Source organism: Halorubrum depositum, assembly GCF_007671725.1.
Lineage (GTDB): Archaea > Halobacteriota > Halobacteria > Halobacteriales > Haloferacaceae > Halorubrum > Halorubrum depositum.
Genome location: NZ_VCNM01000001.1, coordinates 603,125 through 626,741 on the forward strand (window position 1 = coordinate 603,125; position 23,617 = coordinate 626,741).

A 23,617-nucleotide genomic window follows, 5' to 3' on the forward strand; every position below is an offset into this window, starting at 1 on the left:
TGGAACCGGGGCGGCTTGGGTCTGTTCACCCGGAACGACAGTTTTTCACGGCGACCACCCGAGGGTACGACCGATGAATCCCACGGAGTGGCGGACGTACCTCGTGACGCAGGCGAGCCGGTCGGCGGGTCGCGACACCGAGGCGGTCGTCGAGGCGGCGCTCGCGGGCGGCGTCGACGCCGTGCAGCTCCGCGAGAAGGACGTCCCCGACGCGGAGCGGTACGAGGTCGGGAAGCGGCTGCGCGGGCTCACGGCCGACGCGGGCGTCCCGCTGATCGTCAACGACCGGATCGACGTCGCCGCCGCGATCGACGCCGACGGCGTCCACCTCGGGCAGTCCGACCTGCCGGTCGCGGTCGCGCGCGAGCAGTTGGGAACGGAAGCGATCGTCGGCGTCTCGGCGTCCACGGTCGAGCAGGCGCGGACCGCGGCCGACGCGGGCGCCGACTACCTCGGCGTCGGCGCGGTGTACGGGACGCGCACGAAGGACGTGCCGGACGCGAAAGACGGGATCGGGACCGAGCGGGTACGGGAGGTCGCCGCCGCGGTCGACCTCCCGGTGATCGGGATCGGCGGGATCGACGCCGACAACGCGGGCGTGGTGGCCGCGGCCGGCGCCGCGGGGGTCGCGGTCGTCTCCGCGATCACCGCCGCCGAGGACCCGGAGGCGGCGACCGCCGCGATCCGGGAGGCGGTCACGGAGTGACGACCGGTCGCGACGGGCTCCGGGCCGTCACGCCTCGCGTTCGAACGACGGATCGAACAGCCGCGCCGACATCGGTGCCGGGTCGCCTTCCGTGAGGTTGTACGCCGAGAAGTCGGTGACGCCCGCCTCGCGGAGCAGGTCCTCGTCGTAGAAGCTCTCGCCCGTGCACTCCGCCGGGTCGCGAGCGAGGATCTCGAGCACGGCGTCGGAGACGATCTCCGGGGTGCGCCAGTCGTCCTCGGTCCCGAGCCCGAAGTAGCGCGTCGCCCGGGTGTCGATCGTCGTCACCGGCCAGAACGTGTTACAGCCGACGTCGTCGCTCGCCAGTTCCTCGGCGAGCGAGAGCGTGACGAACGACATCCCGAGCTTCGACCACGCGTACGGCGCCTTCCCCGGCGAGCGGTCGGTCACGACCGGCGGCGAGTTCGACAGGAACCACGCCTCGTCGAGCCCCGCGAGGTGGTCCGCGAACGCGTGCGCGACGAGGTGGGTCCCGCGGACGTTCACGTCGGTCAGGAGGTCGAACCGGTCGGCCGGCAGGTCGGCGATATTCGCCAGCTGGATCGCGCTCGCGTTGTTGATCACGACGTCGACCTCGCCGAAGCGGTCGATCGACTCCTCGACCGCCGCCTCGACGCGGGCCTCGTCGCGGAGGTCGAGTTCGAGCGCGAGCGCCTCGGCCCCGCGGTCGCGCACCTCGCGGGCGGTCTGCTCGACCGACCCCTCCAGCTCGGAGTCGTCGTCGTCGGTCGTCTTGCCCGTCGAGACGACGTTACAGCCGCGGTCGGCGAGCGCGAGCGCGAGCTGCTTGCCGATGCCGCGGGTCGTCCCGGTGATGAACGCCGTCGAGCCCGAGAGGTCGGGGTCCGCGAGTGCCATGCCCCCCGTTCGGCCGACCGAGGGATAATTCTCGGTGGTCGGGTCACGGAATCAGTGAGACGATGTTTAAATATCCGCAAGGACGACGACAATTACTTATAAAGAACGGCCGCGGTGGCGCGTGCCGCCGAGCGCCCGTAGGGCGCGAGGTGCACGCGCGAGGGACGCGGCGACCGAAGGGAGCCGCGAGGCTGGGGAGGCGTGAGGCGCGGTTGCGGTGTGGTCGGGCGGGACTCAAAGGGGCAGCCGCGAGGGCGAAGTACGGCGACGGAAGCACCGCAGCGAAGGAGCGGTAGCGACTGAGCGAGGAGCGCACCGAGCCGCGCGAGTCCTCGCGGCTGGGGCTTTGGAGGTGTTCACCGTCGAGTCATCGAACGCGTACAGCCGAGCGGCTGGGGCGTTAGAGGTTTTGACTGTCGATCCGAACTCGATCGAGTCCTATCGCGTCGCTTTCTTCCACTCGCGCAGCCCCAACCGCTCGCCGTTCAGGTCCTCGGCGGGCGCCTCGGTGGCCGCCCAGACGAACAGCGGCGCGACGCTCTCGGGGTCGCGGGCGCGCTCCTTCCCGGTGAGGTCGGTGGCGACGAGCCCGGGGTCGACGACGCCGACCGCCGCGTCGAGGTCGGCGGCGAACCCGCGGGCGACCGCCTCGGCCGCGGCCTTCGAGACCGCGTACGCGCCCATTCCGGCCGTCGACTCGTGAGCAACGGAGCCGGAGGGGACGATCACCCGCGCGTCGTCGGCGAGGTGGGGGACGGCCTCGTTGACCGTCGCGAAGACGCCGCGGGCGTTGGTGCGCATGGTGTCGTCGTAGTCGGCGTACGAGAGCGCGTCCGCCGGGCTCTCGCCGGGCGCGCCGTGGAAGACGGCGGCGTTCGCGAACACGACGTCGATCGGCCCGCCCTCGCGGGCGGCCCGCTGGAAGAAGCGCTCGAGGTCGAACTCGTCGCGGACGTCGACGCGCTCGCCCCACGCCCTGCCGGCGGGGCCGCCCTCGTCGTCCCCGCCGGCGTCGTCGGCTTCAGCCGACTCCCCGCCCTCGCCGTTCAGCTCCGCGACGGTGCGATCGACGGCGGCGCCGTCGCGGCCGGAGACGGCGACGAACGCCCCCGAGTCGACGAACGCCTCGGCCACCGCCCGCCCGATCCCGCTCGTTGCGCCGGTGATCGCGACCGTCGGATCCATGTGCGAACCGGTAGGAGCGTCCGCGACTTAGGCGTACCCACTCGCCGCATCGGATCGGCGGCCGATCGCCGCGTCGGCCGGCCCGCACCCGCGGCTCGCTTCGGCGCCCACCCACCGCTCGTGTCGGCGCCGCCCCGCCGCGTCTGGCCGGTATTTATACCGCTTCCGGCCCTACGAGATCGCATGGACGTGGCCCCGGACATCGACGCCGTGGCCGGCGAATCCGTCGTCGTGATCGGCGGCGGGTTCGGCGGGCTCTCGACAGCGTGTTACCTCGCGGACGCCGGCGCGGACGTGACCCTCTTGGAGAAGAACGAGCAGCTCGGCGGGCGCGCGAGCCGGCTGGAGGCCGACGGCTTCCGGTTCGACATGGGCCCCTCGTGGTACCTGATGCCGGACGTGTTCGAGCGGTTCTTCGGCCACTTCGGGCGCTCGCCCGACGAGTTCTACGAGTTGGAGCGGCTCGACCCGCACTACCGCGTGTTCTGGAAGGACGGCGACAAAGTCGACGTGCTTCCGGACCGCGAGGCGAACAAGGCGCTGTTCGAGGAGTACGAGCCCGGCGCAGGCGAGGCGTTCGAGGCGTACCTGGAGGAGTCGAAGCGTACCTACGAGATCGGGATGGAACACTTCGTGTACGAGGACCGCCCGCGGCTGCGCGACTACGTCGACACGGACGTGCTCCGGTACTCGTGGGGGCTCTCGCTTTTGGGGAAGATGCAGGGGCACGTGGAGGAGTACTTCGACCACCCGAAGCTCCAGCAGCTGATGCAGTACACGCTCGTCTTCCTCGGCGGCTCGCCGTACAACACCCCCGCGCTGTACAACCTGATGAGCCACGTCGACTACAACATGGGCGTCTACTACCCGGAAGGCGGCATCGGCGCCGTCGTCGACGGGATCGTCGAACTCGGCGCCGACCTCGGCGTGGAGTACGTCACCGACGCCGAGGTGACGGGGATCGAGGGGCGCCGCGGCGGGTTCGCGGTCGACACCGCGGACGGGGAGCGCTACCTCTCGGACCTCGTCGTCTCGGACGCCGACTACGCGCACACCGAACAGGAGCTGCTGCCGTCGCGCAAGCGGCAGTACACCGACGAGTACTGGGAGTCGCGGACGTACGCCCCCTCGGCGTTCCTGTTATACCTCGGCGTCGAGGGCGACGTGCCGAACCTCGAACACCACACGCTGGTGCTGCCGACGGCGTGGGACGGCCACTTCGAGCAGATCTTCGACGACCCGTCGTGGCCCGACGACCCCGCCTACTACCTCTGCGTCCCCTCCGAGACCGACGACACGGTGGCGCCGGAGGGGCACAGCAACCTCTTCGCGCTGGTGCCCATCGCACCGGGGCTGGAGGACACCCCGGAGCTCCGCGAGGAGTACCGCGACCTCGTGTTAGACGACATCGCCGAGAACACCGGGACGGAGCTGCGCGACCGGATCGTCTTCGAGGAGACGTTCTGCGTCGACGACTTCGCCGACCGCTACAACAGCTACCGCGGGAGCGCGCTCGGCTTGGCGCACACGCTGCGGCAGACCTCGCTGCTCCGGCCGTCCCACGAGTCCGACGCGGTCGACGGCCTCTACTTCACGGGGTCGACGACGACGCCCGGCATCGGCGTCCCCATGTGTCTCATCAGCGGACAGATAACGGCCGAGGCGGTCTCGAAGCCGACGTGAGCGACGCCGTGACCCGCACAGCGACCGACGCCGGTCGACGGTCGATCGCCGACGACCTCCGGTACCTGCTGGTGCTGTCGCGGCCGCGCTTCTGGCTGTATCTCGCGGGGCCGGTCGCGGTCGGCGTCACGTACGGTATCGGCGACGTGAGCGGGTTGTTCACGCCGACGACCGTCGCGCTGGCGGCGTACTTCCTCGTGCCCGCGAACGTCTTCCTCTACGGCGTCAACGACGCCTTCGACGCCGACATCGACGAGCTGAACCCGAAGAAAGAGGACCGCGAGGCGCGCTGGCGGGGGAGCCGCCTCGTCGCGCTCGCGGTGCTCGCGTCGGCGCTCGCGGGGCTCGCCACGTTCGCGCTCGCGCCGCGGGTCGCGTGGCCGTACCTCGCCGGGTTCCTCCTGCTGTCGGTCGGCTACAGCGCCCCGCCGGTGCGGTTCAAGACGACGCCGCTCCTCGACTCCGCCTCGAACGGGCTCTACATACTCCCCGGCGCGGCCGCGTACGCGACCGTCGCCGGCGCCCACCCGCCGCTCGCGGCGCTCGCGGGCGCGTGGCTCTGGACGATGGGGATGCACACGTTCTCCGCGATCCCCGACATCGAGCCGGACCGGGCCGCCGGGATCCGGACGACGGCGACGCTGCTCGGCGAGGGGCGGACGTACGCCTACTGCTTCGCGTGCTGGGCCGTCGCCGCGGCCGCGTTCGCCGCGGTCGACCTCCGGCTCGGCGCGCTGCTCGGCGTCTACCCGCTCTTCGTCGCGTGGGTCGCCGCCTCGTCGATCTCGGTCGACCGCGCGTACTGGTGGTTCCCGGCGCTGAACACCGCCGTCGGCACGCTGCTGGCGATGGGCGGCCTCTGGCGCGTCTACCCGGTCACGGAGGTGCTCGCGTGAGCGACCCGGACGGGTCGGCGGGCTCCGCGAGGTCGACTGAGTCGACCGCGTCCGGCGTCGACGCGCTCCGCGCGCGGCTCCCCGACACGCGCCGCGGGGCCGAGGCGCTCCTCGACCGGACCGTTCGCGAGAACCGGTTCACCATCGCCGTGCTGTTCCCGCTCGTCGGTGCGCTGGCCTTGGTCGGCAGCGCGGAGGGGTGGGTGCCGGAGCCGTTCGCCTTCCACCCGTGGTTCGTGCTGTTCGGGGTGCTGGTGATGCGCTCGCCGCTCGTCGTCGGAACCCTCCCCGCGGTCGACCGCCGCGCGCTCGGGTGGATCGGCGTCCTGATCGCGTACACCTACGCGATCGAGCTGGTCGGCGTCGCCACGGGGTGGCCGTACGGCAGCTTCGAGTACGCCGTCGACCTCGGGCCGATGCTCGCCGGCGTGCCGGTCGCGCTCCCGGTGTTCTTCATCCCGCTCGTGGCCAACGCCTACCTGCTCTGTCTCCTCCTCCTCGGTCCGCGGGCCTCGAACGGGTGGCTCCGACTGCTGACCGTGATCGCCGCGGTCGTCGCGATGGACGTGGTCCTCGACCCCGGCGCGGTCGCGCTCGGCTTCTGGAGCTTCGGCAGCGGGAGCTTCTACGGCGTCCCGCTCTCGAACTACGCCGGCTGGGTCGTGTCGGCGACGGTGGCGGTCGTCACCCTCGACCGCGCGTTCGCGGGGACGACGCTCCGCGACCGGCTGCGCGACTGCGAGTTCATGCTCGACGACATGGTGAGCTTCGTGATCCTCTGGGGCGGGATCAACCTCTGGTACGGGAACCTCCTGCCGGTCGCCGTCGCCGCCGCGTTCGGCGTCGGCCTCGTCCGCGCGGACCGGTTCGACGCGCGGGTGTTTTCGCCGCGGGGGTGACTCTCGGACCCGACTCGGTGTCCCTTATATACGCCCGTCACCTTCTCGGAGACATGAGCGTTCAGGAGAGTCGCGGGCGGCACGGCAGGGAGGCGGAATGAGCCGGCTGGCGATCGAGTACGGCGCCCACGAGCGCGTCAGGGAGGTCGTCGACCGTCTGACCTACTGCGCCGAGCACGTCAGCGTCGCGTTCGACGGCTGGGAGGAGCCGCACGTCAAGGGGCCGGGGCTGTACTTCGCGGTCGTCGCCGACCGCGGCTACGGCGCGTACGCCGACCCGATGGGCGACAACCGCTGGCCCCGCGAGAGCTGCGCGTCGGTGTTCGACGAGGACGCCTTCGTGGACGCGGTCGGGTCGGTGAGCGTCGAGCAGGACGGCGGGATCGTCGTCGCCGTCGACGGCGAGATCGAGGAGCAGATGGTCCGCTTCCGCGACCTGGGCACCCGGAGCGGCGAGTCACAGCTCGTCGACGACGTGAGCTACGAGCCGTGGATGGGATCGCGACACATGAGCGCGATCGAGACCTCGGTCCGGCCGGAGGTCGTGGCGACGGTGACGCTGAGCGAGGAGACGGGGCGCGTGAGCCGCTTCCGCGACGGGGAGGCGACGTCGATGCGGCGCCACGAGCTCGGCGGCGAGTGGCGCGCGGAGTAGGTCTCGGACGCGGTCTCTGTCGCGATCCGCTTCGTTGGAGTCGTTCTCGTCTGAAACGGCCGGTCGCTGAGCGATGCTTCCCGATCGGTGACGGGGATCGGTTTCGCGGTTGTTTGGCACTGTTGAAACCCGTAGAGACAGAGAGGTACTGCTTGGCGAAAGAGGGAATATACAGTATCGAATACGACACCGGTAATCTGGACTAGTGCACTACCATCGGGGCATTCGGTCACATCGAATATTCTAGCCGTGTACACCGACAACAGCGATCAGAAGTCCCTAAGACTGACGAATTGATAGATGAGCGTTGACGCTACTTTCCGGATGCCGAACGGGGCTGAACCAAGAGCGATCAATCAATAAGGGTTGTAACCACGAATGCCCACTAAATCATGGACTGGTCCGTGGGAGGACGAAGAAATGAGTCCTCCACGAGTCCGTCCAGAGCCGTTCATCTAGCGGAGTAAACGCGGGTTCCAGCGCACCTAGCTGATTCTCGCGGACGGTTGGGAGACGCTCAGTCGGTCGTGAATCGAATATGTCGAGGTTTCTCGATTCGGTGAGCGGGACACGGTTCGCGATCTCATTCACACGCTTCCTGTCGGGGTGGTTGTTCCCCGAATCGTATCCTGCCCGTTCTAACTGGGCTCGCGGGAAGAGATGATGGCTTTGAATTGCGTAACGTCTCCACCGTCACAATCCAAGCCTTGCAGCTGAGCCGGTATGGATGACAAATCATATAAATAATCATTAAGTAAGAGGCGAAATTTCAGAAAGATGATGTTCTCTGGTGACCAAACCGACCAACCTGAACTGCAATCGGTACCGACACCCACTGTGGCGACCACCGAAGCGGAGGAAGTGGGCCGATGAGCTCGCTAGAGCAGATGTCCGATGGCGACATCGACTCTGCGACCGAGACGGCACAGGCGTACCTGGAGGAGTTCGAGGATGCGATGCGCCGGGAGGATGCCGCCGCTGCGGCGGAGATGTTCTGTGCGACGAGCTACTGGCGCGACCTGGTCGCGTTTACCTGGAACATCAAGACGGTGGAGAATCCCAGCGGCGTCGAGGACATGCTCGAGGAGACACTCGCGCACACCGGTCCGTCGGACTTCGAGCTTAGCGAGCCGGCGGAAGAGGAAGATGGGATCATCACCGCCTGGTTCACCTTCGAGACCGAGGTGGGTCGTGGTGAGGGTGTCGTCCGGCTGAAAGATGGCGGTGCGTGGACCTTCCTGACCGCACTGACGGAGCTAAAGGGGCATGAGGAGCCCAAGGGCAGAGACCGACCGATAGGCTCAGAGCCGGTTGCGGACCCAGACCGCAAAACGTGGACAGAGCGCCGTGAGGAGGAGAAGGAGAACCTGGGGTACACCGAACAACCGCACACCGTGATCGTCGGTGGGGGACAGGGCGGCATCGCACTCGGTGCACGGCTCCGCCAGCTCGGCGTGCCCACGATCATCGTCGAGAAGAACGACCGGCCGGGCGACTCCTGGCGCAACCGGTACAAGGGGCTCGCGCTGCACGACCCCGTCTGGTACGACCACCTCCCGTACATCAAGTTCCCCAAAAACTGGCCGGTGTTCTCGCCGAAGGACAAGCTCGGCGACTGGCTGGAGATGTACACGCGGGTGATGGAGTTGAACTACTGGTCGAAGACCGAGGCCACCAGTGCAGAGTACGACGAGGAGACGGGCACCTGGGAGGTCGAGGTCAACCGCGATGGAGAGGATATCGTGCTGCGCCCACAGGAGCTCGTGATGGCGACGGGCATGAGCGGCAAGCCCAACATGCCCGACCTCTCCGGCGAGGAGCGCTTCAACGGCGAGGTACTACACTCATCCGAGTACCCCGGTCCCGACGGGAAGTATGAGGGCAAGTCCGTGGTAGTGGTGGGCTCGAACAACTCAGCCCACGACATCTGTGAGGGGCTCTGGGAGGTCGACGCGGACGTGACGATGGTGCAGCGGTCATCGACGTGCGTCATCAAGACGGAGTCAATACTGGAGCACGCACTCGGTGATCTGTACTCCGAGCGGGCCGTCGAGAACGGCATCGACACCCACCGGGCGGACATGATCTTCGCATCCGTCCCGTACCGCATCATGAATGAGTTCGAGAAACCCAAATACGACAAAATCAGGGAAATCGACTCCGAGTTCTACGATGCACTCGAGGACGCCGGCTTCTGGACCGACTTTGGTCCCGACGAATCGGGGTTGTTCATGAAGTACCTCCGACGTGGCTCGGGCTACTACATCGACACCGGCACCAGTCAGCTCATTATCGACGGAGAGATCGATATGGCCCATGGGCAGGTGACCGAGTTCACCGAGGATGCGATCCTGCTGGAAGATGGCACCGAGCTCCCGGCCGACCTTGTCGTGTGCGCCACGGGGTTCGGTTCGATGAACGGCTGGGTGGCCGACCTGATAGATGAGGAGACGGCGCGGCAGGCGGGGAAGGTCTGGGGGGTCGGTTCAGACACGCCTAAAGACCCCGGACCGTGGGAGGGCGAGCAGCGCAACATGTGGAAGCCGACGCAGGTGGACCAACTGTGGTTCCACGGTGGCAACCTGCACCAGTCACGCCACTACTCGCTGTATCTGGCGCTGCAGCTGAAGGCACGCTATGAGGAGATCCCCACGCCGATGTACGGCAGGCAGGAGGTCCACCACGAGGGGATCTAGCGGCCGCTCTCCCAAGGACGGTCGCCTGACAGGCGATTCCCCTTCGGAGATCGGATGGCTGGTCGGCATCACCTCTGGTGGTGCTCGCCGTCTGCAGTCACCGGCCGAACTGCGCCGCAGGTGGTGTGTCCATCGCAAGCACGTGCGCCCCGACCAGATCCATCTCCACCTCGAGGCGGGCCGCCAGTGAGATCAGCTCCTCACTGGCGGCCCAGCTCACACACGCATCGGCACCGATCCGTTCGTTCGAGCGCTCGCCTTAGCCCCGCACGTCGTATTTAAATATCACATCGGCGGAATACGTCGATAGAGCCAGCCGGACCCGTTTTCGACTCGATCGACCGCGTTTCCGGCACGCGGGTCCGAGGCCCCATCGTTATTGGCCCGCCCGCCGAACCGTCGCGTATGTACGACGAGATCCTGGTGCCGACCGACGGGAGCGAGGCTGTCGACCGCGCGCTCGATCACGCGCTGCGGCTGGCGAGCGACCACGGCGCGACGGTCCACGCGCTGTACGTCGTCGATCAACGGATAGCGACCGCGAACTCCGGCGACCTCCACGACGAGATCGTCGAGGACCTGGAGACGCAGGGGGAGGAGGCGGTCGCCGCCGTCGCCGAGCGCGCCGAGGAGGCGGGGCTCGACGTCGAGACGAGCGTCCTCCGGGGAACGCCCGACACGGAGATCGTCTCGTACGCCGACGAGCGCGGGATCGACGTGATCGTGATGAGTCCGGAGGGGAAGTCGCCGCGCGAACGGATCCGGTCGCTCGGCAGCGTCTCGGACCGCGTCGCCGACGACGCGAACGTGCCGGTGTTCCTGATCAAGTAGGCGGCTCCGCACTGTGTCGGGACGGACGCTACTCCGAGAGCGCCGCTGACGCCTCCCGGAAGAGCCCGTCGAGGATCTCCGGCGTGGTGGGGTGGTACGCGCGGTCGGGCAGGTCCCTGACGTCCATTCCGGTCTCGACTATCACCTGCATCGTCTTCGCCATCGCGTCGGCGTGGTAGTGGAGCCCCTGATACCCGAGGACCGTCCCGTCGGCGCCGACGACGAGCCGGGCGAGCCCCTCCGGGACGTTCTTCGTCTTGAACACGCCGTCGTCGGCCGCCTCGCGGGTGACGACGCGATGGTCGAGGCCGGCCGCCTCGGCCGACGCCGCCGAGTGACCGAGGCGGGCGAACGGGAGCACGCCGAGCCCGGAGAACACGACGTGGTGGTGGACGTTCTCGTAGTCGACGAGCGGGTCGCCGTCGCGGTGCCGCAGGAGGTTCTCGGCCGCCGTCACGCCCTGTTCCTTGGCGACGTGGAGGATCGGCTCCTTCCCGTTGGCGTCGCCGACGACGAAGACCCGGTCGTCGTCGCGGGCCCGCATCGCGTCGTCGACCCACCCCTCGCCCGGGTCGAGGCGCGTCTCCTCGAGCCCGAGCCGGTCGAGCGCCGAGCGGCGGCCGGTGAACGCGAACAGCTGGTCGGCCTCGATCGCCGTCTCCTCTCCGTCGCGGTCGACGCGGAGTCTGACGCCGCCGGAGTCGGTCGGCTCGACGCGTCGCTCGCTCGCGTGCGTGAGCACGTCAACATCGAACGCGTCCCGGTAGTACTCGAGTAACGCGTCACCGAAGGGGGCGTCGGCCTCGTCGAGCGGGCGGGCGTCGTGCTCGATCACGGTGAGGTCCATCCCCGCCGCCTCGCTGAGGTACGGGACGAGCTCCATGCCGACGTAGCCGAACCCCATGACGACGCCGGAGTCGTCGAAGTCGGTCGCGTCGAGCACGTCGGCGCTCGTCGTCACCTCCACGTCGTCGATCCCGGGCAGCGACGGGAGGTTCACCGTCGAGCCGGTCGCGATCACGACGTAGTCGGGCTCGAATGTCCGGTCGCCGACCGCGAGGCGGCGGTCGCCGACGAACCGGGCTGTCTCGCGGAGGAACTCGACGTCCTCCCGCTCCGCGAGGTCGTCGACGGCGGCGCGGCGGTGGGCGGCGAAGTCCGACGTGTGCTCGTTCTTCCGGTCCACGACCGCCTCCAAGTCGACGTCCGGGAGCGGGCCGGAGAGCCGGTCGTCGTGGCGCGCCGCGAAGCGGTGTTCGGCCGCGGACAACACCTCCTTCGAGGGCATACACCCACGGAGGATACAGAGCCCGCCGCCCGGGTCGCCGTCGTCGATCAGCGTCAGCTCGATCTCGGGGTCGGCCGCGAGCCGCTCGGCGGCGGCGACGCCGGCGCTCCCGTACGCGCCGACGACCGCGACGTGCGTTGACATACCCCGACCCTTTCGGTCGGGACACATAACCGTTCCGCGGAGCGGTGACGGATCCGCCGACCCGGCCGGCGTCCGGTCGGTGCCGAGCCGGCCCCGCGTCGATCCGGGGGCGACGTCGCAACACCGTTAACCGTCCTCCTCACCGCCGATGATCCACGATGAGGCGCGAAAAACGTCGATACCGAACCGGAGTGAGACCGCCGCGTGAATCCGGAACCGACGGAGCGACGCCGCGGTCCGGCGTCGAAACGGGAGGCCTCCGCTGATGGAGCTCACCGTCCTCGGCTCCGGCAGCGCGATGCCGGTGCCCGACCGCGCGCAGGCGGGGTACCTCCTCGACGACGGCGAGCGCTCCCTCCTCGTCGACTGCGGCAGCGGCGTCCTCCAGCGGCTCGCGGGCACCGAGACCGGCTACGAGGGGGTCTCGACCGTCCTCCTCACGCACCACCACCTCGACCACGTCGCCGCGCTCCTCCCCCTGCTGAAGGCCCGGTGGCTCGCGGGGGCCGAGCACCTCGAAGTGGTCGGTCCCGCGGGGACGAAGGCACTCGTCGACGGCCTCCTCGACGTGCACGACTACCTCGACGGGCGGGTCGACCTCGCGGTCCGGGAGGTGTCGCCGTCGCGCCCGTTCGCGGCGGCCGGGTTCGACGTCGCCGCCCACGAGACGCGCCACTCGATGGACGGGCTGGCCTACCGGTTCTCGCCGCCGAGTTCCGACGTCGACCCCACCGACGGCCCGCTCGCGCTCTCGGGCGACACCGAGGCGTTCGCGGGGATGGCGTCGTTCGCCGACGGGAGCGACCTCCTCGTCCACGACTGCTCGTTCCCGGACGGCACCGACGTGTCGAACCACCCGAACCCCACGCAGTTGGGCGCGTCGCTCGCGGGCGTCGACGTCGACACGCTCCTCCTGTCGCACCTCTACCCGCACACGGGCGGCCGGGAGCGCGAGATGGCCCGGAGCGTCCGCGAGGCGGGGTTCGACGGCGACGTCGAGGTCGCGAGCGACGGGCTGCGCGTCGATATCTGAGCGGCCCTCGACCCGGATCCGGTCCCTCTCGTCGGCGTTTCGGCCGTAAACGTAACCGTTGACAATTACCTGACCCCGTGATGGACCCTGATATTTAAGCGATCATAGCCGCTCCGTTGGGACATGACCGAGCCGCTCGCGGACGACTTCGGACGGGAGGTGACGGGGGTCCGGGTCTCGCTCACCGACCGGTGTAACTTCGACTGCGTCTACTGTCACAACGAGGGGTTAGGCGACACGCGGGGGCCGATGGAGCCGAGCGACGACGAGATGAGCGCCGACGACGTGGTCCGCTTCCTTGAGGTCGTCGAGGGGTACGGCGTCGACTCGGTGAAGTTCACCGGCGGCGAGCCGATGCTGCGTCAGGACTTAGAGGAGATCGTCGAGCGCACGCCCGACTCGATGGAGGTGTCGATGACGACGAACGGCACCTTCCTCCCGGGGCGCGCCGAGGACCTGAAGGCGGCCGGACTCGACCGCGTGAACGTCTCGCAGGACGCGCTCGACCCCGACGACTTCGCCGAGGTGACGAAGTCCGGCGCCTACGAGCGGGTGCTGGAGGGCGTGAAGGCCGCCGTCGACGCCGGGCTCGACCCCGTGAAGCTCAACATGGTCGTGTTCACCCACACCGCGGGCTACGTCGAGGAGATGGTCGAGCACGTCGCCGACAACGAGGGGCTCCAGCTCCAGCTCATCGAGTACATGCCGGAGCTCACCGGGAAGCCGGAGTGGAACATCGACATCGGGCGCGTCCACGACTGGCTCGCCGAGGAGGCGGACCGGGTCGAGCACCGCGAGATGCACGACCGCAAGCGCTACTTCGTCGGCGAGGACGCCGACGGCGAGGGCGGCGGGATGGTCGAGATCGTCGACCCCGTGGAGAACGAGGAGTTCTGCGCGAACTGCGGCCGCGTCCGCGTCACCCACGAGGGGTACCTGAAGGGGTGTCTCAACCGCAACGACGACCTCCAGTCGATGGGCGAGATGACCCGCGAGGAGATCGCGGAGACGTTCGAGGCGGTCGTCGCCAACCGCGTCCCCTACTACGGGGAGTACCTGGTCGAGAACGACGAGGGCGAGTACGAGATCAACGAAGAGTACCTCGGGACGCCGAGCGCGGCGGACTGAGGGCGGTCCGAAGGTGCGGTTTGCCCCGCCGACTCACTCCGGCGGCTCGTACGGCCGGCTGCTCCCGTCGTCGGGCAGCTCTCGGAGGTACTTCGCGAACAGGTCCGCGACCCGCGTGTACGCGTCGAGGACGTTCTCTCGCCTCCCGAAGCCGTGCGGCTCGCCCTCGTACCGGCGGAGCTCGTGGCGGACGTCGTGCTTTTCCAGTTCCTCGACCAGCTGTTCCGACTGGCTGATCGGGACGCGGGCGTCCGCCTCGCCGTGGAGCACCATCAGCGGGTCGTCGATGTCGGGGACCGTCCGGATCGGGCTCGCGTCGCGGTAGGCGTCGAGGTCGGAGACGAAGTCGCCGAGCTCCCGCTTGAGGAGCTGCCAGCCCACGTCGTCGGTGTCGTCGACGAACGACTCGTAGTCGTACACGCCGTAGAAGGCGGCGCCGGCGCGGTACCGGTCGCTGTTCCCGAGCGCGTTCACGGTCATCAGCCCGCCGCCGGAGCCGCCGAAGATCCCGACACGGTCGCCGTCGACGGCGGCGTACCGCGCCGCCGTCGCGTCCGCGGCGCGGATCACGTCGTCGAGGTCGCCGCCGCCCCAGTCGCCGTCGTTCGCCATCCGGAACGCCCGGCCGAAGCCGTCGGAGCCGCGGTAGTTCGGGCGGACGACCGCGTAGCCGAGCGCCGCGAAGTAGGCCGCCCGGTGGTCGAAGCCGAAGCCGTCGAAGGCGGTCGGCCCGCCGTGCGGCTTCACGAGCAGGGGGACCGATCGCCCTTCCGCGTCCGGCCCCGGCGGATGGACCACCGCGTGGATCTCGGTCCCGTCCGAGTCGTAGGTGAACGCCTCGGGCGCGGGGAGCCGCGCCGCCAGTCCCGCGGTCGCGGACGGCGTGAGCCGCTCCCCACTCGCCGCATCGACGACCGCCGGCGGCTCGGTCGGCGTCTCCCGCACCGAAAGCACTCGGTCGCCGTCCCACCGCGGCGCGCCGTGGATCGCGTCGCCCGAGGCGAGGACCGTCACGTCGTCGGCCGTCTCGGGGTCGGTCTCGGCGTCCGCCCCGGGGCCGGCGTCCGCGAGCGCACCGTCGACGTCGACCGCGTGCACGTGCGTTCGACCGTCCTTCGTCGCCGTCACGACGATCCGGTCGCCGGCGTCGTTCCACTCCGGCGCCGCGACCTCCGTCTCCGAGACGGCGTAGATCGGGATCGGAGAGTCGCCGCTCTCGTCTCCCTCGTCGGCCGCGGCGCCGCCGTCGATCCCGTACACCGCGTCGTATCCGCTTCCGTCGTGGACGAACGCGACCGCCTCGTCGTCGCCGGGGCGGGGGCGCGGGCAGGCCGCCCGGACGCCCGGCTCGGCGAACAGCTCCGCGATTTCCTCGTCGCCGTCGATTGGAACGCGGACGAGCGCGGCCTCGTAATCGAACAGGTCGGCGTGCTCCGAGCGCGTCGCGACGACGCTCTCGCCCTGCCAGTGCGGGTCGGCGTAGAGGTGCTCGTCGTTCGCGATCGCCTCGACGCGGTCGCCGTCGGGGGAGACGACCGCGAGGCTCGCCCGCGAGAAGGCGTCCGTGACGACCGCGATGCCGGGCTCGCCCCACGCGAGCCCCGAGATGCCGCCCGACAGGTCCGTGAGCACCTCGACCGCACCGGTGTCCGCGTCGACGGTCGCCAGCTCGGCGTCGGCGGTGACGAAGGCGATCCGGTCGCCGTCGGGGCTCCAGTCGAGCCACCGCGCGTCGGTGCGGCCGTAGCGCATGGCCGAGACGCCCCCGCTCGTGAGTCGGACGTCGTCGCCGTCGGCCGCCAGCCAGAGGTCGGTGGTCAGTTCGCGGTTCTTCGCGTAGGCGATCCGGCCGTCCGGCCCGACCGCGGCCTGCACGACGCGGTCCGCGACGGCCGTGTCGGCGAGGAGGCCGTCGTAGTCGGTGTCCCTGAGGTCTCGTCGGTACACGCGTGGGTGTCGGGCGAGCGAACACTTGGGCCTGTGGCTCGCGGAACCGTCGGCCGGGGCCCCGCGCCGCCCGAGGGAACCGCCGAAGACGCGGCGGGATCAGTCCCCGTTCCCCTCCGGCCAGTCGCTCGGCACGTACTGGTCGAACCGCGGCCGTCGCGAGCGAGCGAGGGGTCGAAACGCCGGCTCGCCCGCCACGCGGAACCCCTCGATTCGCGCCTGTCCGGGCCCGGTGAGGTAGCCGAGGAAGGCCATCGCCAGCGGGTACGCGGCGTCGTGCCGCGCGGGGTTGACCGGGATCGCGGCGTACTCGTTGCGGAGCAGCGGCGGCGGGCTCTCGATCCCCCGCGCGACGTGAGCGGCCAGCCGGTCGTCGCCGACGTTGAGGAACGTCCCGCGGTCGGTCAGGGTGTACGACCCGGACTGCGCGGCCATCACCAGCGTGGTCCCCATCCCCTGTCCGGACTCCCGGTACCAGGAGCCGGCGGGGTCGATCCCCGCTTCCCGCCACAGCCCGCGCTCCCGGAGGTGTGTGCCGGACCGATCGCCCCGCGACAGGAACGGTGCCTCGGCCTCGGCGACGGCCGCGACCGCCTCGAGTGGATCCGCGCCGGCGACCCCGGCCGGGTCGTCCGGAGGACCGACCAGCAGGAAGTCGTTCGCCATGACCGCGCGTCGGTTGATCCCGTGTCCCGCCCGGATGAACTCGTCTTCCAGCGGCCGGGCGTGGACGAGGACCACGTCGCAGTCGCCGTTTCGGGCGGTCCGGAGCGCCGCGCCGGTGCCGCGAGCGATCGTGTCCAGCGTCGCGCCGAACGTCTCCTCGAACCCGGGCACCAGCTCCTCGAGGAGCCCGCTGTCCCGGGTCGTCGTCGCCGTCGCGACCGTCAGCGTCTCGCCGCTCGGCCCGGAATCGGCCGAATCGGAGGCCGATGCCGACGTGCCGCCGAGACAGCCCGAAAGCGAGAGGGCGCCGCCGACACCGACGAGTTCCACGTAGCGCCGGCGATCCATTGTCGGAGTAAACGTCACCGGCCACAAAACTGTTTTTAGATACCGATCGAGGTTACGTTACGGACGCGTATCGACGCGCGGTCGGCGAGAGCGTGGATGCCGAGTTCGACGCCCGACGAGTGGCGCTCGCGTGCAGCCGGCACGTGCGATCGGGAACGCCGGTTCGGGTGTTCTCCGCGTGTCGCTCGAGGGCGTAACGGGCGACGATTTCACGCAGGCGGGGAGCGGGGGTTTCGCACCGCGCTCGCGAGTGACCGGAGGGAATGAACGGGCACAGTGGGACTCCCGCGAGCGACCGCAGGGAGCGAGGGGGAGTACACTGTGCTTGTGACGAATGAAGTGAGGAACGGGCACAGTGGGATTCGAACCAGAATCAGACGTGCTCGCTCGCTGCTCCCGGCTCCGCCGCTCACTTACCGAGGTGCTCACTTCGTTCGCACCTCGCTTCGCTCGCTGCGCGCGACTGATGGGGTTCGAATCCCCTGCGAGCCGGTTCGCTCGTCGCTGTACGGGCACAGTGGGATTCGAACCCACGACCGTCGGATTAGAAGTCCGACGCTCTATCCGAGCTGAGCTATGTGCCCTCACCTCGTCTTCTACCGCCCGATATAAAAAACGCCGACGGTTCGCCCCGGCGGGCGGCGTCAACAGCAGACCTAAGTCCGGCACGGGACTACCCCCGCCAATGAACGTCATCGGAACCGTCGGGCTCCCCGGGAGCGGGAAGGGGGAGGCGGCGAACGTGGCCGAGGCGGCGGACATCCCGGTCGTCGTCATGGGCGACGTGATCCGGGCGGAGTGCCGCCGCCGCGGGCTCGACCCCGCCGAGCACCACGGCCGGATCGCGCGGGCGCTCCGCGAGGAGGAGGGCGACGACGCCATCGCCGCCCGCACGCTCCCGCTGATCCGCGAGGCCGCCGCCGAGAGCGACCGCGACGCCGTCCTCGTCGACGGGCTGCGCTCCACCGTCGAGTTAGAGCGCTTCCGCGAGGCGTTCGGCGACGACTTCACGCTCGTGGCGATCCGGGCGCCGTTCGAACTGCGCGCCGATCGCCTCGACGCCCGCGGACGCGACGATTCCGACTCCGATCTGGAGGCGCTCCGCGAGCGCGACGCGCGCGAGATCGAACTCGGCCTGGGCGACACCCTGGAGCGCGCCGACGTCGAGGTCGACAACACGGGGACGCTCGACGAGTTCCGGAGCCGCGTCCGGGAGGTGCTGGAGGTCGATGGAGACGCCGGGGGAGAGTCGACGGCGACCACGAACACCGGGGGTGAGTCTGCGTGATCTACAGCGTCGACGTGCGGATCGAGGTCCCGGTCAACGACACGGAGGTGACAGACCGGGTCTTCGACGCGGTGCGGAACGTGTTCCCGGACGCGGAGCCGGTCCACGAGGACGGGAAGCTCGTCGCCGAGGCGCACACCCTCGACGCCTTCTCCGACGTGCTCCACGAACAGGAGATCCTCGACACGGCCCGCCGGGTGTTCCTGCGGAACAGCACCGACGAGGGGTTCGCCTTCTCGCTGAAGAAGCAGGCGGCGTTCGAGGGCGTCGTCAACTTCGCCGTCGGGGAGTCGGACGAGCTCGGCGAGATCGACGTCGACGTCCGCGTCCGCGAACCCGACGTCGAGTCGTTCATCGACTACGTCGCGCCGGAGACCGACGAGGGCCGGCCCGTCGACCCCGTCCGGGAGTACGGCGACCGCGTCGAGCCCGACGAGGGCGACTACTGAACGACGAGGGGCCGTCCGGACCGCCCGTTATACCGCTCTCTCAGTCGCTCAGCAGCGTCGCGCCCGCGCCGCCGATCGCGCCGAAGACCGCCGGGTACACCGCGCCCGCGAGCAGCACGGCGGTGATGAGATCGGGCGCGATCGTCGCCTCCCTGACCGTGTGCCGGAAGAGGAACGCGCCGATCACGGCCAGCGGGAGGTAGCCGGCGACGACGAACGCACCGTTCTTCGCGCCGTCGGCCGGCTCGCGCTCCCCGGCGACCCGGCTCGCGACGAGCCCGGCGACGACCAGCAGGACGGGCGGAACGACGTACAGCAGGGTCAGCGAGCCGCCGTCGGCCTGCGAGATGAGGTTCGTCAGCTGCGACCCGCCGACCAGCGACGGCACCCGGGTCTCGACGAAGTGCCCGTTGTAGAACACCCAGCCGACCGCCTGCCACGTCGGGATGGGATCGCCGCCGAACAGCTCGGCGAAGACGTTGAACCCGGCCAGCTGGTCCTCTATCGCGCCGGCCTGCGTGACGTACGCGAACAGGTAGCCGAGGAGGTACGCAGCGGCGCCCGCGGCCGCGCCGCCGACGATTCCGCTCGTTCCGCTCGTTCGGTCGGGGACTGACATGCACCCGGAGTCGTCTCGGCCGTGGTAAGTGTTTGTTGGCTCGCTACCGCGGGCGGAAAGAGGACTTTCAGGACCGAAAACCCCCGTCAGTGGCGGTATCGGTCACTCCGTCGCCTCGCGCCACTCGGCCTGCGAGATCGTGTAGTGCACCTCGTCGTGGACGCTCCCGTCGAGGAAGGTGAGGGTGTTCCGCAGGCGGCCCTCGCGGCGGCCGCCGAAGCGGTCGACGTACCGCTCGACCGCCCGCCGCGAGTTGTCGTTGTCGGGGTGGTGGCTGACGGCGACCACATCCAGATCCAGATCGTCGAACGCGACCTCGACGAGCGCCGCGGCGCGCTCTCCGGAGTACCCCCGGCCCCAGAACCGCTTACGGAGCCACGTGCCGAGCTCGGCGGTCCGCCGCTCCCAGTCGACGGAGAAACCGCCGAAGCCGGCGATCTCCCCGGCGCCGTCCTCGCCCTCGCGGGGGCGGATGACGTAGCTCCCGGTCTCGCCCTTAGCTCCCGGTCTCGCCCTCCTCCCACCGCTCGCGGCCGCGTTCGAGGAACTCGCGGGTCTCCTTTTTCGTCTCGTGGGGGTCCCACGTGACGTACTCCGTCACCTCGTCGATCCCGGGGTCCGACGAGCAGATCCGGTAACACGCGTCGAAGTCGACGTTCTCGGGGCGTCGGGACTCCAGTCGCAGCCGATCCGTCTCGATCGTCTCGGGGAACATGGCGGCCCCTCTCGGGGGAATCGCCAAAAAGGATCCCCGGGAGTGAGACGCGTTCACATTTTACAGGGAGCGGGAGACGGCGACGGCAGCGAGAGCGCCCTCGTCAGGCGATCCCGCGCCTGCGGAGCGCCGACCGGAGCGCCGCCCGCTTCACGAGCGCGAAGCCGACGCAGATGATCAGGAAGCCGGCGACCGTGTTGAGCGTGATCCCCTCGCTCAGGAACACCCAGCCGGCGACCGCGGCGAAGATCGGGGCGACGTACGAGACGAGGTTGATCTCGATGGGCCCGAGCCGGTCGAGCAGGTCGAAGTAGATGAGGAAGCCGAGCCCGCTGGCGGCGATCGACAGGTACGCCAGCGCCAGTATTCCCTCGGTCGTCCACGAGACGGCGGCGACCGACTCGCCGAGCCCGACCGACAGCGCGTGCATCAGCAGGGCGCCGGCGATCATCGACCACGCCTCCATCGTCTCAATGGAGATGTCGGCGTCCGACGCGCGGGTGAGCACCGACCCGAGCGCGAACGAGGCCGCCGCGAGCAACACGAGGAGCTTCGCGACCGTGCCGCCGCCGGTCAGGTTCGTGGGGTCGGGCGCGGCCAGCACGACCGCGCCGACGAGGCCGACGAGGAGACCGATCACGCCGACGGCGGTCAGCCGCTCGGAGGGGAGGAACGCCCGGGCGAAGACGGTGGTCAGCACGGGCGAGAGGCTGACGATCACGGCCGCGACCGCGCTCGTCACGGCGGGGTCGGTCTCGCCGATGAAGAGGAACGCGTGGTAGGCGGCGATGATCAGCGTCGCGCCGACCGCGACGACGGCCCACTCGTCGCGCCCCCGGGGGATCGGGTCGTCGACGACGTACGCGGCGTACGCGAGCATGACGACGCCGGCGACGTCGTACCTGAGCGCGGCGAACAGCACCGGCGGGAAGTACGCGAGGCCGGCCTTGATCGCCATGAACGCGGAGCCCCAGACGGCGGCGAGGACGAGGAACAACGCGAGGTCCCGTGCTCGGCTCACAGGCGTCCTCCTCCGGCGGCGGTTCAAAAGGTTCCGGAAGCGGCCGGTCGTGCTGGGAGACGGACGTGCGGGAGACGTGGGAGCGCCAACGGCGGCGCGCTACCGGACTCGGTACCGGTCGGCGTCGCCGTCGGCCTCGCGGGCGAGGACGCCGACGTCGGCGAGGCGGCCGAGCGCGTCGTCGACGGTCCCCTCGCGGGCGCCGACCTCGTCGGCCACGGCCGCGGGCGTGCCGTCCGTCTCGATCACCGCGGCGAGGATCGCGGCGTAGAACCGGCTGTCGGCCTCGGTGCCGAGCCGCTCGTCGATCTTCGCGAGCGTGTCCTCGACCCGCCCCTGCACCCACCGCTGGGCAAGAGAGAGCTCGCGGTCGAGGTCCTGGAGGCGGGCGTACTCCCCCGCGAGGTCGGCGATGTCGTTCGACGTGCCCGACCCGTCGGGGGCCTCGATACTGAGGTGGGGACACCGCCCGGACATGTCGAGGCTGTTCTTGGCCGGGTAGGCGCTCTTCGCGCCGAAGCCGTACGGGGAGACGCTGACCTCCAGCCTGAGGCTGCGGGTGATACGGAAGTACTTCCGGCGCTGGTCGTCCGTCGTCGACTCGATCAGGCCCGCCTCCTCGAGCTTTCGCAAGTGGTCGATGACGGCCTTCGGGCTCACGTCGAGGTACTCCGAGATCTCCGTGACGTAGCAGGGCTTGGTCGCGAGCAGCCGGAGGATGCGCCGCCGGTTCTCGTTCCCGAGGAGATCGAGCAGTACCGCGGAGTCCATTAACGTATGGTTAGCGTCCAGAGCGTAAAAGGCTGACTTCCGGAGCGCGGCGCGGCCGGCTCCCGTCCCGGGGTTCGCTCCCCGTCGCCGCGGGTCGGCGTCGGGTGGCCGCCGCCGGAATTCGGCCGGAGCGAAGGGTAGTTACCCCGGGGAGCGGAACGGGGCGTATGGAGACGGCACTTATCGTCCTCGACGGCTGGGGACTCGGGAGCGGCGCGAGAGGCGGCGACGGCGAGGACGGCGAGACGGTCGACCCCTCCGGGCGACCGGCCGGCCGGGACGCGGTCGCGGTCGCCGACACCCCGGCGTTCGACGACGCGACCGAGCGCGGCGCCGACGGCCGGCTCGTCGTCCACGGGCGGCGCGTGGGGCTCCCCGAGGGTCAGATGGGGAACTCCGAGGTGGGCCACCTGAACATCGGCGCGGGGCGCGTCGTCAAGCAGTCGTACACCCGGATCACCGACGCGCTCGCCGAGGGGTCGCTCTCGGACAACGACGCGATCGCGGGGGCGCTGGAGCACGCGAAGTCGACGGGCGGGCGGGTCCACCTCATGGGGCTCGTCTCCGACGGCGGCGTCCACTCCGACGTCGAGCACCTGCTCGCGCTGATCGACGCCGCGGCCGACGCCGGAGTGCCCGCGACCACCCACGCGTTCACGGACGGCCGCGACACGGCCCCCGAGATCGCCGACCGCTTCCTCGCCGAGGTGGAGGCGAAGGCCGCGGAGCGCGGGACCGGCCGCGTCGCGACCGTCACGGGGCGCTACCACGCGATGGACCGCGACGAGAACTGGGAGCGGACGCGGAAGGCGTACGACGCGATCGTCGAGCGCGAGGCGCCCCACCGAGCCGACACGGCAGTCGAGGCCGCGACCGAAGCACACGCGCGCGGCGAGACCGACGAGTTCATCGAGCCGACGCTCGTCGACGAGGAACCCGCGCTGGCCGACGGCGACGCGGTGATCTTCTTCAACTTCCGGGCGGACCGCGCCCGCCAGCTCGTCCGGCTGCTCACCGACACCCGGCCCGAGTGGGAGTTCGAGCTCGACCAGCCGGACGTCCGGCTGACGACGGTGACCGAGTACGACGAGACGTTCGAGTTCCCAGTGGCGTTCCCGCCGGAGATCCCCGAGAACACGATCGGCGAGGTCGTCGCCGACGCGGGGCTCACGCAGCTCCGGATCGCCGAGTCGGAGAAGTACCCGCACGTCACCTACTTTCTCAACGGCGGTCGCGAGGTGAAGTTCCCGGGCGAACTGCGCGAGATCGTGGAGAGCCCCGACGTCTCCACGTACGACCAGCAGCCGGAGATGTCGGCCCCCGAGCTCACCGACGAGGCGATCGGGATCATCGACGACGAGGACCCCGACCTGATGGTCCTCAACTACGCGAACCCGGACATGGTCGGCCACACCGGCGACTTCGACGCCGCGGTCGAGGCGGTCGAGGCGGTCGACGCGCAGCTCGACCGGCTCCTCGACGCGGTCGCCGACGCGGGCGGGCACGCCGTGGTGACGGCCGACCACGGCAACGCCGACGACATGGGGACGCCCGAGGACCCCCACACCGCCCACACGTTCAACCCGGTCCCGTTCGTCTACCTGACCCCCGACAGCGACGACGGCGGGCGCGCGGTCCGCGAGGGCGGCTCGCTGTGCGACATCGCCCCGACGCTCGTGGACCTGATCGGGCTCGACCGCCCCGCGGAGATGACCGGCGAGCCGCTCCTTTCTGATAAACGATAAACTCCGGGTATATTTTCGTCGGTTC

20 protein-coding genes, 1 tRNA gene and 1 pseudogene are annotated in these 23,617 nt (G+C 69.9%); 12 read left to right on the forward strand and 10 right to left on the reverse strand.

The annotated features are described in order from the left end of the window. Window positions 1-73 precede the first annotated feature (73 nt). Window positions 74-706, forward strand: a complete 633-nt coding sequence (gene thiE, locus FGM06_RS03075) for a thiamine phosphate synthase (RefSeq protein WP_144797431.1) — start codon at window positions 74-76, stop codon at window positions 704-706. Between the two features lie 27 nt (window positions 707-733). Here thiE and FGM06_RS03080 read toward each other — a convergent pair whose 3' ends face one another. Together FGM06_RS03080 and FGM06_RS03085 are read right to left on the reverse strand one after the other, a co-directional pair. Continuing rightward, window positions 734-1,585 (reverse strand): SDR family oxidoreductase, encoded by an 852-nt coding sequence (locus FGM06_RS03080; RefSeq protein WP_144797433.1) that lies wholly within the window; start codon window positions 1,583-1,585, stop codon window positions 734-736. Window positions 1,586-2,023: 438 nt separating this feature from the next. Next, window positions 2,024-2,770: an SDR family oxidoreductase gene (locus tag FGM06_RS03085; RefSeq protein WP_144797435.1), complete on the reverse strand. Its 747-nt coding sequence runs from the start codon at window positions 2,768-2,770 to the stop codon at window positions 2,024-2,026. 183 nt (window positions 2,771-2,953) lie between these two features. On the opposite strand from FGM06_RS03085, the gene FGM06_RS03090 reads away from it, so the two are divergent. From FGM06_RS03090 to FGM06_RS03115, 6 genes are all read left to right on the forward strand, one after another. Then, window positions 2,954-4,453, forward strand: a complete 1,500-nt coding sequence (locus FGM06_RS03090) for a phytoene desaturase family protein (protein ID WP_144797437.1) — start codon at window positions 2,954-2,956, stop codon at window positions 4,451-4,453. After that, complete coding sequence (locus tag FGM06_RS03095; RefSeq protein ID WP_144797439.1) at window positions 4,450-5,349, forward strand: prenyltransferase; 900 nt, start codon at window positions 4,450-4,452, stop codon at window positions 5,347-5,349. Before FGM06_RS03090 ends, FGM06_RS03095 begins: the two co-directional genes overlap by 4 nt. Continuing rightward, window positions 5,346-6,248, forward strand: coding sequence for a bisanhydrobacterioruberin hydratase (gene cruF / locus FGM06_RS03100; protein WP_144797441.1), 903 nt, complete (start codon window positions 5,346-5,348; stop codon window positions 6,246-6,248). Before FGM06_RS03095 ends, cruF begins: the two co-directional genes overlap by 4 nt. A gap of 97 nt (window positions 6,249-6,345) precedes the next feature. Continuing rightward, the gene (locus FGM06_RS03105; protein WP_144797443.1) at window positions 6,346-6,903 is read left to right on the forward strand and encodes a diadenylate cyclase; all 558 of its coding nucleotides are present in this window, start codon (window positions 6,346-6,348) and stop codon (window positions 6,901-6,903) included. Between the two features lie 869 nt (window positions 6,904-7,772). Then, window positions 7,773-9,599, forward strand: a complete 1,827-nt coding sequence (locus FGM06_RS03110; RefSeq protein ID WP_206668650.1) for a flavin-containing monooxygenase — start codon at window positions 7,773-7,775, stop codon at window positions 9,597-9,599. Window positions 9,600-10,004: 405 nt separating this feature from the next. Next, on the forward strand, window positions 10,005-10,430 hold the full coding sequence (locus FGM06_RS03115; RefSeq protein ID WP_144797445.1) for a universal stress protein: 426 nt from the start codon (window positions 10,005-10,007) through the stop codon (window positions 10,428-10,430). A 28-nt stretch (window positions 10,431-10,458) separates the two neighbouring features. On the opposite strand, the gene FGM06_RS03120 is transcribed toward FGM06_RS03115, so the two are convergent. Continuing rightward, window positions 10,459-11,862, reverse strand: coding sequence for an FAD-dependent oxidoreductase (locus FGM06_RS03120; protein ID WP_144797447.1), 1,404 nt, complete (start codon window positions 11,860-11,862; stop codon window positions 10,459-10,461). A gap of 265 nt (window positions 11,863-12,127) precedes the next feature. On the opposite strand from FGM06_RS03120, the gene FGM06_RS03125 reads away from it, so the two are divergent. Then, window positions 12,128-12,895, forward strand: coding sequence for an MBL fold metallo-hydrolase (locus FGM06_RS03125; protein ID WP_144797449.1), 768 nt, complete (start codon window positions 12,128-12,130; stop codon window positions 12,893-12,895). A gap of 123 nt (window positions 12,896-13,018) precedes the next feature. After that, window positions 13,019-14,023, forward strand: coding sequence for a GTP 3',8-cyclase MoaA (moaA, locus tag FGM06_RS03130; RefSeq protein ID WP_144797451.1), 1,005 nt, complete (start codon window positions 13,019-13,021; stop codon window positions 14,021-14,023). A 33-nt stretch (window positions 14,024-14,056) separates the two neighbouring features. Here moaA and FGM06_RS03135 read toward each other — a convergent pair whose 3' ends face one another. The 3 genes from FGM06_RS03135 to FGM06_RS03145 form a co-directional block, all read right to left on the reverse strand. Further along, the gene (locus FGM06_RS03135; RefSeq protein ID WP_144797453.1) at window positions 14,057-15,970 is read right to left on the reverse strand and encodes a S9 family peptidase; all 1,914 of its coding nucleotides are present in this window, start codon (window positions 15,968-15,970) and stop codon (window positions 14,057-14,059) included. Between the two features lie 99 nt (window positions 15,971-16,069). Further along, entirely contained in the window at window positions 16,070-16,984 is a 915-nt protein-coding gene (locus FGM06_RS03140; RefSeq protein ID WP_144797454.1) for a substrate-binding domain-containing protein, read from the reverse strand. Window positions 16,985-17,493: 509 nt separating this feature from the next. Further along, window positions 17,494-17,568: transfer RNA gene (locus FGM06_RS03145), tRNA-Arg, on the reverse strand. Window positions 17,569-17,669: 101 nt separating this feature from the next. Between FGM06_RS03145 and FGM06_RS03150 the strand changes: the two genes are divergently transcribed. Both FGM06_RS03150 and FGM06_RS03155 read left to right on the forward strand, forming a co-directional pair. After that, complete coding sequence (locus FGM06_RS03150) at window positions 17,670-18,272, forward strand: AAA family ATPase (RefSeq protein ID WP_144797457.1); 603 nt, start codon at window positions 17,670-17,672, stop codon at window positions 18,270-18,272. Continuing rightward, entirely contained in the window at window positions 18,269-18,721 is a 453-nt protein-coding gene (locus FGM06_RS03155; protein ID WP_144797459.1) for an RNA-binding domain-containing protein, read from the forward strand. The genes FGM06_RS03150 and FGM06_RS03155 overlap by 4 nt, the downstream gene beginning before the upstream one ends. Before the next feature lie 40 nt (window positions 18,722-18,761). On the opposite strand, the gene FGM06_RS03160 is transcribed toward FGM06_RS03155, so the two are convergent. The 4 genes and pseudogenes from FGM06_RS03160 to FGM06_RS03175 all read right to left on the reverse strand — a co-directional run bounded on the left by FGM06_RS03160 (window position 18,762) and on the right by FGM06_RS03175 (window position 21,847). Beyond that, window positions 18,762-19,340, reverse strand: coding sequence for a transporter (locus FGM06_RS03160; RefSeq protein WP_144797461.1), 579 nt, complete (start codon window positions 19,338-19,340; stop codon window positions 18,762-18,764). Window positions 19,341-19,442: 102 nt separating this feature from the next. Beyond that, window positions 19,443-20,055 (reverse strand): annotated as a pseudogene (locus FGM06_RS03165) (GNAT family N-acetyltransferase). A gap of 103 nt (window positions 20,056-20,158) precedes the next feature. Then, window positions 20,159-21,076 carry a DMT family transporter gene (locus FGM06_RS03170; protein WP_144797463.1) on the reverse strand — a complete coding sequence of 306 codons (918 nt, stop codon included), beginning with the start codon at window positions 21,074-21,076 and terminating at the stop codon, window positions 20,159-20,161. Between the two features lie 99 nt (window positions 21,077-21,175). Continuing rightward, a complete protein-coding gene (locus FGM06_RS03175; protein ID WP_144797465.1) occupies window positions 21,176-21,847 on the reverse strand; it encodes an ArsR/SmtB family transcription factor in 672 nt (223 codons plus the stop codon). A 167-nt stretch (window positions 21,848-22,014) separates the two neighbouring features. Between FGM06_RS03175 and gpmI the strand changes: the two genes are divergently transcribed. Then, the gene (gene gpmI, locus FGM06_RS03180) at window positions 22,015-23,592 is read left to right on the forward strand and encodes a 2,3-bisphosphoglycerate-independent phosphoglycerate mutase (protein WP_144797468.1); all 1,578 of its coding nucleotides are present in this window, start codon (window positions 22,015-22,017) and stop codon (window positions 23,590-23,592) included. Window positions 23,593-23,617: the final 25 nt, after the last annotated feature.

Coding starts and splice junctions, on each gene's coding strand:
- thiE (WP_144797431.1), top strand. CDS start 74: ATGAATCCCACGGAGTGGCGGACGTACCTCGTGACGCAGGCGAGCCGG.
- FGM06_RS03080 (WP_144797433.1), bottom strand. CDS start 1,585: ATGGCACTCGCGGACCCCGACCTCTCGGGCTCGACGGCGTTCATCACC.
- FGM06_RS03085 (WP_144797435.1), bottom strand. CDS start 2,770: ATGGATCCGACGGTCGCGATCACCGGCGCAACGAGCGGGATCGGGCGG.
- FGM06_RS03090 (WP_144797437.1), top strand. CDS start 2,954: ATGGACGTGGCCCCGGACATCGACGCCGTGGCCGGCGAATCCGTCGTC.
- FGM06_RS03105 (WP_144797443.1), top strand. CDS start 6,346: ATGAGCCGGCTGGCGATCGAGTACGGCGCCCACGAGCGCGTCAGGGAG.
- FGM06_RS03110 (WP_206668650.1), top strand. CDS start 7,773: ATGAGCTCGCTAGAGCAGATGTCCGATGGCGACATCGACTCTGCGACC.
- FGM06_RS03115 (WP_144797445.1), top strand. CDS start 10,005: ATGTACGACGAGATCCTGGTGCCGACCGACGGGAGCGAGGCTGTCGAC.
- FGM06_RS03120 (WP_144797447.1), bottom strand. CDS start 11,862: ATGTCAACGCACGTCGCGGTCGTCGGCGCGTACGGGAGCGCCGGCGTC.
- FGM06_RS03125 (WP_144797449.1), top strand. CDS start 12,128: ATGGAGCTCACCGTCCTCGGCTCCGGCAGCGCGATGCCGGTGCCCGAC.
- moaA (WP_144797451.1), top strand. CDS start 13,019: ATGACCGAGCCGCTCGCGGACGACTTCGGACGGGAGGTGACGGGGGTC.
- FGM06_RS03140 (WP_144797454.1), bottom strand. CDS start 16,984: ATGGATCGCCGGCGCTACGTGGAACTCGTCGGTGTCGGCGGCGCCCTC.
- FGM06_RS03150 (WP_144797457.1), top strand. CDS start 17,670: ATGAACGTCATCGGAACCGTCGGGCTCCCCGGGAGCGGGAAGGGGGAG.
- FGM06_RS03160 (WP_144797461.1), bottom strand. CDS start 19,340: ATGTCAGTCCCCGACCGAACGAGCGGAACGAGCGGAATCGTCGGCGGC.
- FGM06_RS03175 (WP_144797465.1), bottom strand. CDS start 21,847: ATGGACTCCGCGGTACTGCTCGATCTCCTCGGGAACGAGAACCGGCGG.
- gpmI (WP_144797468.1), top strand. CDS start 22,015: ATGGAGACGGCACTTATCGTCCTCGACGGCTGGGGACTCGGGAGCGGC.